Annotated in this window: 12 protein-coding genes; 1 reads left to right on the forward strand and 11 read right to left on the reverse strand. The window is 37.0% G+C overall.

Features of this window, described 5'->3' with window-relative positions; genetic code table 11:
- The 7 genes from ACTTKP_RS04660 to ACTTKP_RS04690 all read right to left on the reverse strand — a co-directional run.
- A partial coding sequence (locus ACTTKP_RS04660; RefSeq protein ID WP_442552740.1) for an endo-alpha-N-acetylgalactosaminidase family protein occupies window positions 1-2,563 on the reverse strand: 2,563 nt, incomplete at its 3' end.
- Between the two features lie 88 nt (window positions 2,564-2,651).
- Window positions 2,652-3,704 (reverse strand): phosphotransferase enzyme family protein, encoded by a 1,053-nt coding sequence (locus tag ACTTKP_RS04665; RefSeq protein ID WP_442552741.1) that lies wholly within the window; start codon window positions 3,702-3,704, stop codon window positions 2,652-2,654.
- 25 nt (window positions 3,705-3,729) lie between these two features.
- Window positions 3,730-5,898, reverse strand: a complete 2,169-nt coding sequence (gnpA, locus tag ACTTKP_RS04670; RefSeq protein WP_442552742.1) for a 1,3-beta-galactosyl-N-acetylhexosamine phosphorylase — start codon at window positions 5,896-5,898, stop codon at window positions 3,730-3,732.
- Between the two features lie 28 nt (window positions 5,899-5,926).
- A complete protein-coding gene (locus tag ACTTKP_RS04675; RefSeq protein WP_442552743.1) occupies window positions 5,927-6,094 on the reverse strand; it encodes a DUF6903 family protein in 168 nt (55 codons plus the stop codon).
- Between the two features lie 10 nt (window positions 6,095-6,104).
- A complete protein-coding gene (locus tag ACTTKP_RS04680) occupies window positions 6,105-6,971 on the reverse strand; it encodes a carbohydrate ABC transporter permease (protein ID WP_442552744.1) in 867 nt (288 codons plus the stop codon).
- Between the two features lie 17 nt (window positions 6,972-6,988).
- Window positions 6,989-7,879 (reverse strand): carbohydrate ABC transporter permease, encoded by an 891-nt coding sequence (locus ACTTKP_RS04685; RefSeq protein WP_442552745.1) that lies wholly within the window; start codon window positions 7,877-7,879, stop codon window positions 6,989-6,991.
- 59 nt (window positions 7,880-7,938) lie between these two features.
- The gene (locus ACTTKP_RS04690) at window positions 7,939-9,387 is read right to left on the reverse strand and encodes a carbohydrate ABC transporter substrate-binding protein (protein WP_442552746.1); all 1,449 of its coding nucleotides are present in this window, start codon (window positions 9,385-9,387) and stop codon (window positions 7,939-7,941) included.
- A gap of 175 nt (window positions 9,388-9,562) precedes the next feature.
- On the opposite strand from ACTTKP_RS04690, the gene ACTTKP_RS04695 reads away from it, so the two are divergent.
- The gene (locus tag ACTTKP_RS04695; protein WP_442552747.1) at window positions 9,563-10,387 is read left to right on the forward strand and encodes a helix-turn-helix domain-containing protein; all 825 of its coding nucleotides are present in this window, start codon (window positions 9,563-9,565) and stop codon (window positions 10,385-10,387) included.
- A 73-nt stretch (window positions 10,388-10,460) separates the two neighbouring features.
- Here ACTTKP_RS04695 and ACTTKP_RS04700 read toward each other — a convergent pair whose 3' ends face one another.
- The 4 genes from ACTTKP_RS04700 to ACTTKP_RS04715 are packed head-to-tail and all read right to left on the reverse strand — an operon-like array spanning window position 10,461 to window position 15,609.
- A complete protein-coding gene (locus ACTTKP_RS04700; RefSeq protein ID WP_442552748.1) occupies window positions 10,461-11,384 on the reverse strand; it encodes a nucleotidyltransferase family protein in 924 nt (307 codons plus the stop codon).
- 2 nt (window positions 11,385-11,386) lie between these two features.
- Window positions 11,387-12,049 (reverse strand): YigZ family protein, encoded by a 663-nt coding sequence (locus ACTTKP_RS04705; RefSeq protein WP_442552749.1) that lies wholly within the window; start codon window positions 12,047-12,049, stop codon window positions 11,387-11,389.
- 20 nt (window positions 12,050-12,069) lie between these two features.
- Window positions 12,070-14,700: a transglycosylase domain-containing protein gene (locus ACTTKP_RS04710; protein WP_442552750.1), complete on the reverse strand. Its 2,631-nt coding sequence runs from the start codon at window positions 14,698-14,700 to the stop codon at window positions 12,070-12,072.
- Window positions 14,701-14,718: 18 nt separating this feature from the next.
- Complete coding sequence (locus ACTTKP_RS04715; RefSeq protein WP_442552751.1) at window positions 14,719-15,609, reverse strand: LysR family transcriptional regulator; 891 nt, start codon at window positions 15,607-15,609, stop codon at window positions 14,719-14,721.
- Window positions 15,610-15,638: the final 29 nt, after the last annotated feature.

The raw sequence follows: 15,638 nt of genomic DNA on the forward strand, positions 1-15,638 counted from the left end.
TTGCTACCCATGAATCTTTCTGATGGTTACGAAGGAATCTCATAACTACTGAATTCTCACCTTTAGCTTTATAACCTCCATAAGTAAGGTCAGCCGCCCAGTGCTGGAATGTAGAATCATATTCATTTGTAGGTCCCCACTCTGTAGTCATTCTCCAGCCACAATCATTTATTTCTTTGGAAAGCTTTCTAGTCTGCCAGGTATCATCACTTCCTCCGGTCATATTTCCCCAGATATCTACATATATGTAATCTAAGTTATCTCCTACCAGAGCTTTCAGTTTATCAAAACGACCTTTTCTATTACCTGTAGCAAGGTCATATACACTGTCAAGACCAACACCCTGGTCTATCCAGTTCCAGCCGTAACGGAGATTTCCGTTTGAATCTCTTCTTACGGAATTATCATCAAAGGCCTTGGCTTCAGGATACATTTCACCACAGTTTATATGAATACCAAATCTTGCACCGAGATCTTTTCCCTTCTCCATAAGGGTATTCATATCTTTTGCACCACCGATACGTTTTCCTATATCGTAGTAATCAGGATGTCCTGAGTCATGTCCTTCATTTCCATAGCCCTTTAATATAACAGACTGTCCCAGTCCATCTGTATGCATTGCTACTCTCTTTACATTATCAAGAGTAGTAAGGAAAGGATTCTGTGCCTGTCCGCCAAAGTTCATAGCTATTCTTTGTGCTACAAGCTCAGGTACTTCTTTTGATTTATATGGATTGTTCATAATACTTCTAAAAGCTATAGCTCCATCCTGCCAGTCTACTACATTATCATCATTCTCATCTCCTGTAATGATAATCTTTGTCTTAGGCATCTCAGTTTCCTTAACAACATACTCTCTGCCATGAGAATCTATCACTTTTCTGTGATAGTACCACTTAGCACTTGAAAGTGATAATGTATTCTTATCCTCTATATTATTAGTTGTTGTAATTATTCGAGTATTGCTTGCACCACCTGCTGATATATAAGAAGCTTTGTTACTGCCTTCATTTTCAGAGTTACTCCAAAGTCCTGCACTCATACCGTCTGCTGATATGAAAGCATACATAAAATCCCTATTATAACTGTTTGGAATCACTGTTAAGTCTTCATCACCATTGATTGTGGTATTGGATGACATAAGAGCACCCTTGAAACTTAAGTTTTGTTGGTCTGCTTTAATAGATATAAGTCCATGATTAGGTATCTCTATAGTTTCAATTGGATAGGTAGTATCATCTAGATTATTGGTTATCTCTGTAATCTCAAAAGCGAGAGTATTCTTCTCTACTTTTAAGAAAGCCTTGATTACAGCATCAACTTCCGTTTCTTTTTTTACTTTTAAGGTATAGTTGATGGTATCTCCGTTTATTTCAGAAGTTACATCAGCTTTTTTTAGTCTGATATTTTCCCCGTTTATCTTTATTGTTCTTATCAGTTTCTGCTGACCGTAAAATACCTTATTTTCAAGATTTTCTTTTTTCATCTTGTATTTTACTACTCTTGGGAAGGTTTCATCTACTGTAACTTCCATATCGGCAGAGCTTATAGTATTTGTCTTTGCTCCGCTTAACTTTTCAAGTTTCACTGTCAAATCAGAAATAGAGTTTCCAATTATCTCAAGCTCTGTTTCCTCTGCTTCATAATCATTCTTTGCAAACTTCAAAGTATATTCACCTTCTTGCAATTTCAATGAAAATCTACCTTCTTGGTCTGTCTGCTCAGTCTGCTTTACGCCGTCTACAAGAATATCTGCTCCAGGTATAGCTTTATTATCATCATCAAGAACCCTTCCGCTTACTTCATACTCTTTAACTACTGTAGGTTGCTGCCCTGTATACTTAATACCTTTAAGAGTAACATCTGTAACAGCAGTTCCCAATGTTCCTGCTTTTATTGCAATTTCACTGTCTTCCCATGAAACTTCACTACAGTCTAAATCATTAAATATCACTTCATTATTTACTGTAACAGTAACTTTTTTATCTGCTGTCCAGCTTATATTCACAGCTGTTTCAACACCCTTATCTGGAGATACAGCTCTGTTTCCCTGATACCAGTTATCTGTACCCCCCCCCATATATTTCTGCCAGAACCATCCACTAGCATCATAACCTATGAACATTCCATTTCCCGGATCTGTATATCCGAGGTATACACCAAATCTTGTATCTTTCGTCTCGGAATTGCTTTTAAGATTAAATGAAAAATTCCCTGCCTCATTAAAATCAAACTTATGAGGATTTATTGCAACTGCTGGAAAACTGCCTGCCGTTGTTCCGTTTCCGTTCTGTGTACCCGATGCAAAGTTGAGGCTGTCTTTAATTCTTTCAAGCTTTTCTCCACCTTTTATACACCGAGTATCAAGCTTCCACTCATCATATACCCCATCAAATACCTGCTTCCCAGACTCCTGCATAGTAGAAGTCTCTTCTGCATAAGTATTATACAGATTTGAATTAAGTGGAGTAGATAAAAATACACCTGCAGCAAGAGCAAAACACAATGCTCTTTTCATCTTTTTAGTTCTCATAGTTTTAGCTCTCTCCTTTCTGCACATCATAAAACCTCAACATTTAGTAAAATAATCTTCTCACTAGGCTAAACAGACTACTCTCTCCCTCCTTTCCTATAATCTGCCAAGCTTATATTTACAACTCCATTACTACCTTATTCATTTCTTCCCACTTACTTTCCATATCAGCCACCAGCTTAAACTGAGTTCTGGCTCTGTCTAAGTTATGTCCTTCTCTGTGGACTGCAAAATAGTGGTCTCCATCCAAATAATCAGTCAGAAAACGCATTCCACATTCAAAAGTCATGGTCTTCGCCCCAAGTGGTAAATTCTCTTTTTCTTCTTTAGTCAGATTAGGAAGTGCACTTACAAATCCCTTTGTATATATCTTAAATAAATCAAGGCTCATACTAACCTTTGACAAATCCTTCTCATCCTCTAAAGCTGTTGAAGCTCCGAATCTTATAGAATCGCCATAATCATAAAGGCAGAGCCCCGGCATAACTGTATCAAGGTCAATTACACAAAGATTTTTTCTGGTATTTTTATCAAGAAGTACATTGTTTAACTTGGTATCATTGTGTGTAACCCTGTCAGGAAGTACCTTATCATCTCTAAGACGCTGTAGGGTACCCATTTCTTCTTCTCTGTCTAAGCAAAACTTAATTTCTTCCTGAACCAGTGCTGCCCTTCCCAAAGGATCTTTTTCAAGTACTTCATGGAATTTCTTAAATCTGCTTGGTGTATTATGAAAATCAGGTATAACTTCTACAAGCTTTTCTACCGGGAAGTCTGACAGAGCCTCTCCAAAGCTTCCAAAAGCAACCGCACTTTCATAAAAGTCATCATTATTTTCGGGAAGCTGCAAGCAGAGTGAATCTTCTACAAAATCATAAGCACGCCAGTACTCTCCATCAACTTCAGCAAAAGACTTATCATCAATTGTTTTTATCAAATTCAATACTCTTCTTGGTTCTGTATATTTCTTTTTTAAATGCTCTGTTACGAGTGTTATATTATTCATAAGTCCCTCTACGTCAGGGAATATCTTATTATTAATTTTTTGTAAGATATATCTTTTACCTGTATTTGTAACTACTAAAAAAGTAGAATTAATATGTCCACTACCATAAGGCTCCTTAGAAACTGCTTCTCCTTCAAACTTAAAAACTTTTAAAACATCACTCATATTTTTTCCCTTTCCTTATTCTAAATTAAATTTCATACCATATTATCTGGTTTGCTTCCATGTTTAATTCAAACTCTGAACCATCTCCTTTGTAGACAATTGTAGTCTGTGGTTCGTAGGTATTATTTACTACACAGTACTTTCCACTGTTAAGATAAGCATGTACCTCCACATTATAATTTGAAGAAAACCATCTCTTAAGCTCGGTTTCAGCTCCTGCACTCCACATAATTGCTCTGTAAAGAAGTCTGCTGTTTTCAAAGCTGTATTTCAAGCCACTTATGTATACTGCCCTGCCTTTTCCAAAGCTGTTTACTGCAAGCTGTACTTCTTTTTCTCTCTGCACAAGAATTTCAGTACCATCTAAAGCATAAATATTCTTCTTACCCTCGCCAAAATCTATCTCTTTTGTAACATCTTCAAGGATAAAATGCTTATGTTCTTCCCAGTTGTACTTGTCATAACCTAATGTAAAGCCTCTTTCCTCTTCCACTCCTAAGATATTAGCAAGCTGGAAAAAGCGTCCATTTGCCTGATGTGCACTAGGCTCTCCCACTCCGATAAAACCTCCGCCATTATATACAAATTCCGTAACGGCTGTAATTATATCAGAGTTAGTCCAGTACTCTCCACCGCCATGAGCAGTGTCTGCATCGCCTACATTTATGATAACATCTACATCAGAAAGAATATTTTTGTCCTTAAGTATGTCTTCAAAACTGATGAACTTAACATCAAAAGGAGCACCTGATAATGCTTCTATTATTCCGTAATAAGAATAATTCTGTTTCTGGTAAAGTGCATGATGCACCATATGATTGCCCCAGGCTCTCATCTTGCCCCAGCAGTTAAGTACAGCCACCTTCTTTAGGGAATGAGCCTTGCACCCCTTTATGTTATCATAAAGAACCCTGAATTCATCACATACACTTTCTACATATTCTACAAAGTCAGGGAACTGCATAGCAAGCTTTAAATAACCGCCATAGCCTATTCTGTCTATCGGCTTTCTAAGTATTGCCCTTCTTGCTGTTACCCAGTTTTCCTTAGCTTCCTTTACAGGATTACCACCCTCGTGAAAGGTATCAGGAAAGAAATATGGGAGGAAACGTCCCTCAGTATATTTTACTCCCTCTATATCACTTATAAGTCTTAGTGTACAGCCATTTCCTACACTGCCAACCACTGCATCAAGCCCTATGGACTTAAATTCCTCCATAAAAGGCTCTGTACCAATCCAATGATCTCCAAGGAACATCATAGCCTCTTTGCCACATTCATGGCAAATATCAACCATTTCCTTTGCAATCTTTGCTACTTCTCTTCTCTGAAATGCCTGAAAATCCTTAAACTCCTTACTAGGAATTCTATACTGATTATTATAATACCCTTGATCTATAATGAACTCCGGTCTAAACTTATATCCAACTTCTTTCTCAAACTGTTCTAAAATGTAAGGACTTACCGATGCTGAATATCCGTACCAGTCCACATATCTCTCTCTTGCCATTTCATCAAAAATCAAGGTAAACTGATGGAAAAATGTAGTAAATCTAAGCACATTTACATAAGGATGATCTTCAATAAATTTACGAAGTCTGGTCATTGTAAATGCGTGTGTTTTCGGCTGACGTACATCAAAAGTTATCTGATGCTCCACATCTTTCCAATCATTTACAACTGCATTGTACATATGTACAGGATCCCACATTATGTATGCCAAAAAACTTACAGTATATTCATGAAATTTTACTGCCTTTAATTCTACTGTTGTAGTATTTTCATCATAAGTCCAGTTGTCAACAGATACAATTTCTCCGGTAGTTCTGTCGATAACCTCCCACCATCTTTTTATATCATCCCTACTATTAGGAGTAAGCATATCAGGATATAATCCCTTCATAAGATTTATAGAGATTTTCTCATCAGTTGCAGTATATCTAGGTGTCATAATATACATCTGCTGTACTTCATCCGGATTTGCCTTTGCCCATGCATTATCTTTTCTAGTAGTATAGTATGTAGAATATACTTTTAGCCCCTCATCCTTAAGTTCCTCGGGAAAATCCGTACCATCACAATCCCTTACCGCATCTGCCCCCCATTTTTTCGCAAGTTCTTTAGTTCCTTCGATTACATCCATGTCTGTAGGTATAGTCACCCTGCCCTTACCGTTCATTTTCTTACTCCTCATTTTTATTTTAACTCCGGATTTTACCATTTTACCTATATTTTCTATTGTATACAAAAAGTACCAAAAGCAACCCTATCAATCCAATCATTTCATTTGCAAAACCTACTGCCGAAATATTTTTTTGTCCTATTATAATCAGGGCAAGTGATATAATAAAACACAGTACCAATACTAAACTGATTATCTTCTCTTTCACTGCATCCTCCTTAGCCTTTAAGTCCGCCTAAAGTCATACCCTCCGTAAGCCTTCTCTGAACCAAAATATAGAGTATCAGAGTAGGGAGCATAACTATAACCAAACCTGCATACATAATTCCATAGTTAGTAGCTGTTTTTTCAACTGCCATCAGATTTTTAAGACCCATAGCCAGAGTTTCATGTTTATCCATAAGGGTGTAAGCTATGATGTATTCATTCCAAAATGACAGGAAATTAAATAATATAACTGTAATTATACTTGGCTTAGCCATTGGTATCATTATCTTAAGCATAGTCTTAAAATGACTGCAACCGTCTATATAAGCTGCTTCTTCAAATCCCTTAGGCAAAGTTTTAAAATAAGAACTAAGCAGATATATAGTAAAAGGCAGAGCACTAGTTGCATAAATAAGTGCGAGTACAAATCTATTGTCTAGAAAAAATTTCACCTTCAAAGCTTTGTTCGCATCACTTAACATTAGAAAAATAGGTACAACTATGTAATTTATGTTTACGAAAAGTCCCGCCATAAAGCCTATTTCAAGAATTTTCTTGCCTTTGAAAAAGAATCTTGCCAGTACATATGCAGCGGGAAGTGCAAGCACTAACAAAAGAACTATTCCTATAGCTGTAACAATTACTGAGTTGGCAAAAAATTCTCCCATTCCTGCATCATTGAAGGCTATAATAAAATTATCAAAATTAAATGATTTAGGGAGAGCCCAAGGGCTGATATCACCACCTAAGAATTCAGAATTTTTCTTAAAGCTTGCCATAAAAACCCAGCCTACAGGAATAATAATTGAAACAGCCAGGCTTATAAGTGCTGCATATACAAAAATCTGATATAAGGTTTTTGCTCCAATTCGTTTCATAGTTTCGCCCTACTTTCCTAAAATTGATATACTTTTCTTTCGGTAATTTTATTCACAGTTCCTGCAAGCACAAAGGAGAATATAAATACAGTAACGCCTATTGCCATACCATAACCATAAGCTCCATTTCCATAAGCCTGCTTATACATATAGTTAAGGAATACCTCTGTCTTACCATTTGGACCACCATCAGACATAATCTGTACAAAGAGGAAGCTTAAGTTTATTGTACTGATTATGTAGAAAGTAAGAGTAGTTCTTATACTTGTCCAAATAAGCGGAAGGGTAATCTGAAAAAACATATGAATTTCAGATGCACCATCAAGGGAAGCTGCCTCATAAAAATCAGGCGGAATAGCTGCCATACTTGCCATATACATAACCATGTAATAGCCTATCGCCTGCCATACCAGTGCAAATATTACTGAATATATTACTATACCCGGTTCTGCCATCCACTGTCTTGCAAGCCCGTCAAGATGAATGGCTCTAAGAAATGTATTTAACAGTCCGCTTGAAGGATCGTAGATAGCACCAAAAATACCGGCTATTACTACTATGCTTAAAATGTTAGGTATATAGAAAATTATTCTAAAAAAATTCTGACCTATAAATTTGCCTCTCTGAAGTAAACTAGCAAAAAACACTGCTAAAAATACCGTACACAGAGTAACTATAACAATTATTAAGATAGAATTCTGCATAGCCTGGAGAAAACTTTTATCTCCAAATAAATCCTTAAAATTATCAAAGCATACAAAAGTCTGCTTATTTGTAATTCCACCCATTTTGTACAGCGACATACGAAATACATTAAAAGTAGGAATAAATATAAATAATATAACCAAAATCACAGCCGGAGTAAGGCAGGCAGCTATAAACCGCCCTTCTGATTTTTTTCTGTTCATACATCTCTCCCTATAAAAAATGGCGGGCATTTTACAGCCCGCCGTTAAATTCTAATTGGTTATCTGTCAAGATTTTCAAGTAATTTAGCCCAAGCCTCTACAAGCTGTGACTGATATGTTTCGGCTGTAAGTTCTCCTGTATTTAATGAGTCAATAGCACCATAAACTGTAGCACCCATATCAAAACCATTAATTGCCTTTGTTGTTGCCCAAGTACCAGCAACAGCCTCTGTACCGTCAGCACTTGTAAGTGTGTAAGAATCTTTAACCGGACCTGCTTCTATCTTATCGGAAGCACCCTTTACAGGGGAAATGATAGGTGCTGGAGTTTCTTCCTTAGTTTCTTTGTTTACACTCTTGTTTGCAAGCATAAGTTCAACAACTTTATCTGAGTACATAAACTTAATGAACTGCTTAGCAAGATCCATATTAGCAGCATCCTTTGGAATCCAAATCTGCTCTGTATATGTATATACGTGAGTTTTCTGATCTGCTGAGAACTTTGGCTGAGCCATCATAGCCCAGTGGAAATCCTTAGGTGTGGAATCTGCCATTTCACCGATTACCCAGTTACCATTTGGCATAAATAACGCTTTACCGTCTATAACTGCCTGCTGGTTTTTCTTAAATCCACCATCAGCATTTGCGTTCGCTACTGTATCTGACCAGGTGTAATCTTTAGAAGCAAGCTTTGCTACTGTATCAATTACCTGCTTACCTTCTTTAGATGTCCAGGTAGCAGGATCGTAGTTAACTGCCTTGTTGTAGAATTCCATTCCACCTGACTGAGCTAACATCTGATACATTGAGCAATCAAAATATCCAGCTGTAGGATAAGTGAAAAGTGCAATACCATCCTTCTTTGCCTCATCACCAAGTGCAAAGAACTCATCCCAGGTTGTTGGAAGTTTATACTTCTTACCTTCTCCGATAAGGTCTGCGTTATACCAAAAACCTGTAGGGACATAAGTCCAAGGTGCAAGATAAACTTTGCCATCTGCATAAGGCTGAGCTGTAGCATTATCTGTGATTCCACCAACCAACCTGCTTTTAAGCTCATCGTCAAATACATCTGTTATATCTGCAATCGCCTTCTCCTTTAACATGGTTTCTGTAAAACCACTCTTTGTTCCCATATTGAAGTAAACAACATCAGGAATATCTCCATTCTGAAATGACTTTGTAAGATCTTTATCAAGCTCTGATGAAAGATGAAGGTCAACAGTTGCTCCTGTCTCTGTTTCAAAAGCGGCTTTAATCTGATTCCAAATCTCTGCTCCGTTACCACCCTCAAAAGCAGCAAGCTTAAGTGTGCCGCCTGCCTTTGTTTCAGAAGCCGTTGATGTTGTTGATTTAGTGGAAGAAACCGTAGAAGTCTTCATAGATGAAGTAGTACTTGTTTTACTTCCTGTTGATTTAGCCTCATTACCTTTTGTACCACAAGCTACAAGTGATGTGGTAACCATTGACAAACCAAGTGCCAAAGCTAACATTTTCTTTATTCGCATAATAACCTCCCTTTGTGAAATTTATTCAACTTATAATGTAATTATAGACCTTATTTTGTACTTATTCCACATTTATATTGCTATCTTTATTATATATATTGCTTTTTATTTCAAAAAATAGTAAAATATATGATATAAATATTAAAAAATAACAAAATATTGCACGAGGAATACTATGGGATTTTCAAACTATAAAATAACTGATAAACCATCTGATACTGCAAAAAGTAATCTTATATACATAACCTATACAAAATATGAGCATGACTGGTCAAGTTTTATGCATACCCACCCTTTCACAGAACTTTTTCTTGTGACAGGCGGTGCAGGGGAATTCTATGTAGAAAATGATAAATACCCGCTTAAAAAGGGAGATTTTATAATTGTAAATCCAAATACCGTCCATACTGAAAAATCTACAGAAAAAAATCCCTTAGAATACATAGTAGTAGCTGTCGATAATTTCAGTTTAAATTTGAAGAACTCAAATCATTTTATCTTTAACTGTATAAATAAACACTCAGATATAATAAAATATATGGATTCTATGTTATTAGAACAACAAGACAGCAAACCATACTCAGATCAAGTCTGCCGAAATATCCTTGAAATTATACTTATAGAAATACTCAGAACTACTAAATTAAATGTAGATACCGAGCCGACAATAAGTGCCAGCAAGGAATGCTTTAAATTAAAAAAATACCTTGATTCAAATTATTCATCTAAAATAACAATAGATGATTTAGCAAAGCTATCAAATTTGAATAAATACTACTTGATTCATTCATTCAATAAATACTTTGGCGATTCACCCATTAACTATCTTTGTAAAATTCGTATAAGAGTTGCCAAGGAGCTGCTTACAAACAGCGATTACAGTATTTCACAGATAGCACAATCTGCCGGTTTTTCATCACAAAGTTATTTTACACAGTGTTTTATAAAAGATTGTGGACTTTCACCAACCTCATACCGCCAGCAAGTAAAAAACCACTAAAAAAGAGGCTGCAACATTAAAAAGCAATAGCTCTTATTGCGACAGCCTCTTTTAGATTAATAACAAATTTTAATTAGCTCCAAAGCTTTTCAGAATAAACTCCGTCTTTTGTAAGCTTTTCTATAGCAGCCTTCACTGTAGGCTTATCTTCCTGATAGGTTACTCCAAACCATTTTGCATCAGTACTAAAAACCTTCATATCAGCCTTACCTGCTTCTATCTTTTCGCTTATTACTTTAATATGGAAAAATTCAGCCTTAAGCGGATTAGAAGAAATGCTGCCAAGGAAATCTACAAAGCCTTTCTCAAGAGCATCAAAAACCTTAGGTGTAAGCCCCATCATGTTCATTGAAGTTACAGCTTCAAGGCTGAGTTCGTGCTTTTCACCACTTGCCGTAAACCCTACAGCAGCCTCTCCTGACTTCTCTACATCAAGATGCTCTTCTATGGATACCAGATAATTATTTGCATCCACACTGCAGATACCTCTGGATACAGATCCATTGTCACTTAAAGTATTCTTAAGTAAATATCCTGCCATTCCAAAATGTGCCTTACCATCACTCTCGTCAATATTTGCTAGGAAATCATGCATTATCTTATAAGGCTCACTTCCATAGAAATCATCAGCATTGATTGCAAGGAAAGGCTCATGCACAAATTCCTTTGCTGCAAGCAAAGCCTGTCCTGTACCCCAAGGCTTGGTACGTCCCTCAGGAACCGAAAAGCCTTCAGGAAGATTATCCATTTCCTGATATACATAATGAACCGGAACTCCTGCTTTTTCTTCCAGCCTGTTCCCAATGATTTCCATAAAATCATCTTTAATGTCTTTTCTTATAATGATGACAACCTTGTTAAACCCTGCTTTTATAGCATCAAATACGCTATAGTCCATAATCACTTCACCTTCCGGACCAAATGCATCAAGCTGCTTAATGCCGCCATATCTGCTGCCCATTCCTGCTGCCATCACTACTAATGTTGTGTTTTTCATAACTACCCCCTAAAATCTAATATTACCTTTCTCTTATCAAGATAAAAGTCAACCTGTTCATCTCTTACTGCTGAATCTTTAGTAAAAGCTCCGGCTGTTATTTCAGTCAATTCCTTAAAGAATTTACCGGAAACTTCGTCTGTTACTAGAACAGAAATTTTTACCTTTTCCAGATACTCAGTTTCATATATTATTATCCCAAGTTCCAACAAAAGATGTTGGAGTTTAGGCAATAACCCATAGTCTATAACAAACTCCATAAGCCTTGCAGATGTTATTTCTACCACTGTAGAATTCTTAATCACTTCTGCTGCTACTCCCGAGTATGCCCTTACAAGTCCTCCAGTCCCCAGTTCTGTCCCTCCAAAATATCTGGTAACTATTATAATAACATCCACCAGACCTGCCCCTGCTATCACATCCAGCATAGGCTTTCCTGCTGTGCCTGAAGGCTCTCCATCATCACTGGAATGTCTAAGCCCTTGGTCTGAATTTAATATATATGCAGAGCAGTTGTGGGATGCGTCATAATATTTTTTCTTAACCTGTTTTATAAGCATTTCCGCTTCTTCCTCGGACTTCACCTCGGCTATATGAGCAATAAACCTTGATTTTTTAATTTCTATTTCTGCAAAAGCATCTTTTTTAACTGTCTTATACGACAATTTACACCTCTTTTTCTACATTAACCATCTGCTCCTACATCTGATATATCTTCCGTTTCATCATCTTCTCCACTTTGAATGGCAGAAGGTGTCGGCTTAGCCGGTGTAAGATGTGTACTGCACTTTGTCTGTACCTTAGATGTCAAAATATACGGAGTATCTGCAGTAGGATAATGTCTTTTCACCACTTTTCCATGAGCATCGTTCTGTGTTATTGCCTCATTTTTTACAAGAAATACCTTGCTTACAACATTTGGGCAGTACGGTCCTGCAGCCTCTCCTGTATCCTTACAGATATTGAGTTTTACATGCACATCACAACTTTCTGTAGGAACTGTTCCAACAGCAAAATATTCTTTTCTTACCTTCGAACCTCCTTCAGCTGCATCACAGAGACCGGACACTGCCAGTTTGCCACATTTCGAACAGATAAGGGCTGTCGTCACGGATTCCGGTACTTCAAAAGGCTTAGATTTAAGCTTCTTTTTAGCATTGATTCCATCCATTATAGCCTTCCATATAGGATGATGCCTAAGCTCATAGCCTATCTGAGAGGTCTGTTCATCATATCCCATCCATACAGTACAGGTATAGTATGGAGTAAATCCGGCTATCCATAGGTCATTATCCCAGCTTGAACTTCCTGTCTTAGCTGCCTGCCCCATATTGGTATCCGCAAGCCTTGCTCTATATGCCGTTGCATCTGTGCGTGTAAGAGTATCATGCATGGCATCTGTAAGTAAAAATGCTGTCGAATCTTTCATTACCTGTCTGGATACCCTCTTATGTTCAAGTACTACATTTCCGTCATGATCAAGTACCTTGCTGTAAAAACTAGGCTTAATATAGATTCCCTTATTAGCTATTGCCGCATAAGCACCCGTAATCTCAAGATTTGTAGTTCCCTTTGAAAGTCCTCCAAGTGCCACAGCATAACTGTTATCCTCTTCTGTAAGTGTAGTTATTCCAAGTGCCTTAAGATAAGCAAATGCCGGCTGCAGTCCCATAGCCTCAAGTGCTTTCACTGTTACTATATTCATAGAACGATAAATTCCACGCCTATAACTGCTCCAACCTTCATAGCTCTTGCCCCACCAGTTGCGGACTTCTTTATTACTATATGGATAATAATATTCACCATCATCCTGAACACTTGCCAAAGTATATCCTGCCGTATCAATAGCGGGAAGATAAGTTGAAAGTACTTTAAATAATGAACCCGGCTGTCTGGTTGTATCTGTTGCCCTATTGAGAGTAAGATTGCCTGTCTTTTTACCTCTTCCGCCAACTATTGCCTGTACTCCACCGGTTGTCTGATCCATAACTGTAACTGACAGCTGCGGTTCTATTGTGTATTCGGCTCTTTCACCTATTATCTCATCCCCGTCTTTTAACTTGGCTTTTTTAAACTTTTCTATGTACTGATCCGCTCCACCCTTCTTAGCAAACATTGCACTTTCAAGCTCAAACATCTTTTGGATATGCCCTTCAGAATAATTGATAGTTTTACCCTCCTTATTCTGAATGGAGAGAGCATATGTTAATTTCCACTTAGCAGGCATACCTGCAAACATATTTTCATCATTAGTTACAGTATTACATATCTTCTGAATTGCGGGATCTTGATAGGTATATATTTTAAGTCCTCCCGAATACAGGAAATTATAAGCTTGGGTGATTGTATAACCTTTTTCCTGACAAAGATCGTCAACTACCTGATTGATTGTGGCATCTACATAATAAGAATTGACAGATGTATCTACCTTAATCTCCTTATTTACCGCTTTTATTCTTTCATAGACATCATCTTTTTCAGCCTCTTCCCGTTCTGATTCATTAATGTAACCAAGCCTTAACATATTGTTAAGAACTTCCTTCCGTCTTTTCGCATTTTCCTCCGGATGGGTAATTGGATTATTTCCTGTAGGATTCTTTGTAATAGCCGCTATAACAGAGGCTTCTGAAAGTGTAAGTTTATTTATATTTTTATTAAAATATCTGAGTGCTGCAGTCTGCACTCCTAAAGTATTCTGCCCAAGATTTATAGTGTTAAGATAATATTCAAGGAGCTTATCTTTACTGTATATATTTTCAAGCTGAATTGCAAGATACTGTTCCTGTATTTTCCTTTCTACCAATGACATTATGGTTTCTTCTTCTCCACCGCCAAAAACCTGATTTTTAAGAAGCTGCTGAGTAAGTGTACTTGCTCCCTGCTTCTTTGCTCCTCGTGACAAAAGAGTTACAAACCCTGCTCTGAACATGCCCCTTACATCAATTCCGCCATGCTCATAAAACCTTTCATCTTCTATTGAAATAAAAGCATTCTGCACAATTTCAGGTATGTCATCCAGTTTTTTATAAATACGGTTTGCTCCTGCACCGACAACTGTCCTGACTTTCTTGCCTTTTGCATTATATATATATGTCTGAAATCCTGTAGGCATTACATTTACAGATTTTATCTCCGGTGCCTTATCAATTATGCCTTTTACGCTTCCATAAATAAGATAGCCTCCAAGTACGGCAGTTGCCACTACCGCTACCATAAAAATCCTTATTATCCAAATAGCAATCTTAGAACCTAATTTCTTAGGAATAGATCCGTATTTTCTTTGTTTTTCTTCTATACTAAATCTGCTATAACTCATATATCTCCTTTTTAAAACTTATCTGTTTTTCAAAAGATTTAAAAACTGAAATACAGATTCTGCTGTCTGTCCCATATCATTGTAGCAGGCAGCTATGCCTCTCTCCGGCAGAGAATCAACCATTTTTACTACGAATAATTCTTTTTCATTCACCTCATCTATACAATAGTCCGGCACACAGGCTATTCCAAGTCCTATCCTTGCAAGATCTATAAGAAGATCATTACTTGCCAATTCAATTTCAGGAATCAGCTCCAAATGACGCTCTAAAAATAATTTATGCAGGAATTCACTTGTGGTTGATGCTTTATCAAGCATCATCATCGGATATTTTTGAAGTTCTTCTACACTCTGTACTCCATTTAACAGCTTCGGAAATGCCTTTCTATTCGCTACAAAAACATCTCTAAATTCCCTGACCGGAACTATTTTCCCAACCTGCCCTAAAGCACTGTTAGGGGTATTTACAACAATAAGGTCAGCTACTCCGTTTTTTAAATACTCAACGCATTTTAATGAAGTTCCATTCACAACTTTTATATGTACATTGGGATATTTGTTATGAAATTCTTTTAAAAACGGTTTCAAATAATACCTGCATATAGTATCGCTTGCTCCAATGCTTAACTGCCCGCCATTTAATGACTTTGACTCTAAAATTCTTGTTTCACCCAAACTTATCAAATTGATAGCCGGTTCTATATGACTAAAGAGAATCTCTCCCTCTTTGGTAAGCCTTACTTTCTTTGTGCTTCGTATAAAAAGTTTCTGTCCAAGTCTCTTCTCCAAAACTTTAATAGATTGGCTCACTGCCGACTGCGATATAAAAAGCTCCTTTGATGCTTCTGAAAAACTAAGTGTCTTTGCTACATGATAAAATACCTTATATAGTTCATGGTTAATATCCATTGTCTACCCCTTTTACTTAACTGTCATTT

The sequence above is a fragment of the Catonella sp. genome (assembly GCF_052169795.1).
Classification (GTDB): Bacteria; Bacillota; Clostridia; order Lachnospirales; family Lachnospiraceae; genus Catonella.

Coding starts and splice junctions, on each gene's coding strand:
- ACTTKP_RS04690 (WP_442552746.1), bottom strand. CDS start 9,387: ATGCGAATAAAGAAAATGTTAGCTTTGGCACTTGGTTTGTCAATGGTT.
- ACTTKP_RS04700 (WP_442552748.1), bottom strand. CDS start 11,384: ATGAAAAACACAACATTAGTAGTGATGGCAGCAGGAATGGGCAGCAGA.
- ACTTKP_RS04710 (WP_442552750.1), bottom strand. CDS start 14,700: ATGAGTTATAGCAGATTTAGTATAGAAGAAAAACAAAGAAAATACGGA.
- ACTTKP_RS04695 (WP_442552747.1), top strand. CDS start 9,563: ATGGGATTTTCAAACTATAAAATAACTGATAAACCATCTGATACTGCA.
- ACTTKP_RS04680 (WP_442552744.1), bottom strand. CDS start 6,971: ATGAAACGAATTGGAGCAAAAACCTTATATCAGATTTTTGTATATGCA.
- ACTTKP_RS04665 (WP_442552741.1), bottom strand. CDS start 3,704: ATGAGTGATGTTTTAAAAGTTTTTAAGTTTGAAGGAGAAGCAGTTTCT.
- ACTTKP_RS04685 (WP_442552745.1), bottom strand. CDS start 7,879: ATGAACAGAAAAAAATCAGAAGGGCGGTTTATAGCTGCCTGCCTTACT.
- ACTTKP_RS04715 (WP_442552751.1), bottom strand. CDS start 15,609: ATGGATATTAACCATGAACTATATAAGGTATTTTATCATGTAGCAAAG.
- gnpA (WP_442552742.1), bottom strand. CDS start 5,898: ATGAGGAGTAAGAAAATGAACGGTAAGGGCAGGGTGACTATACCTACA.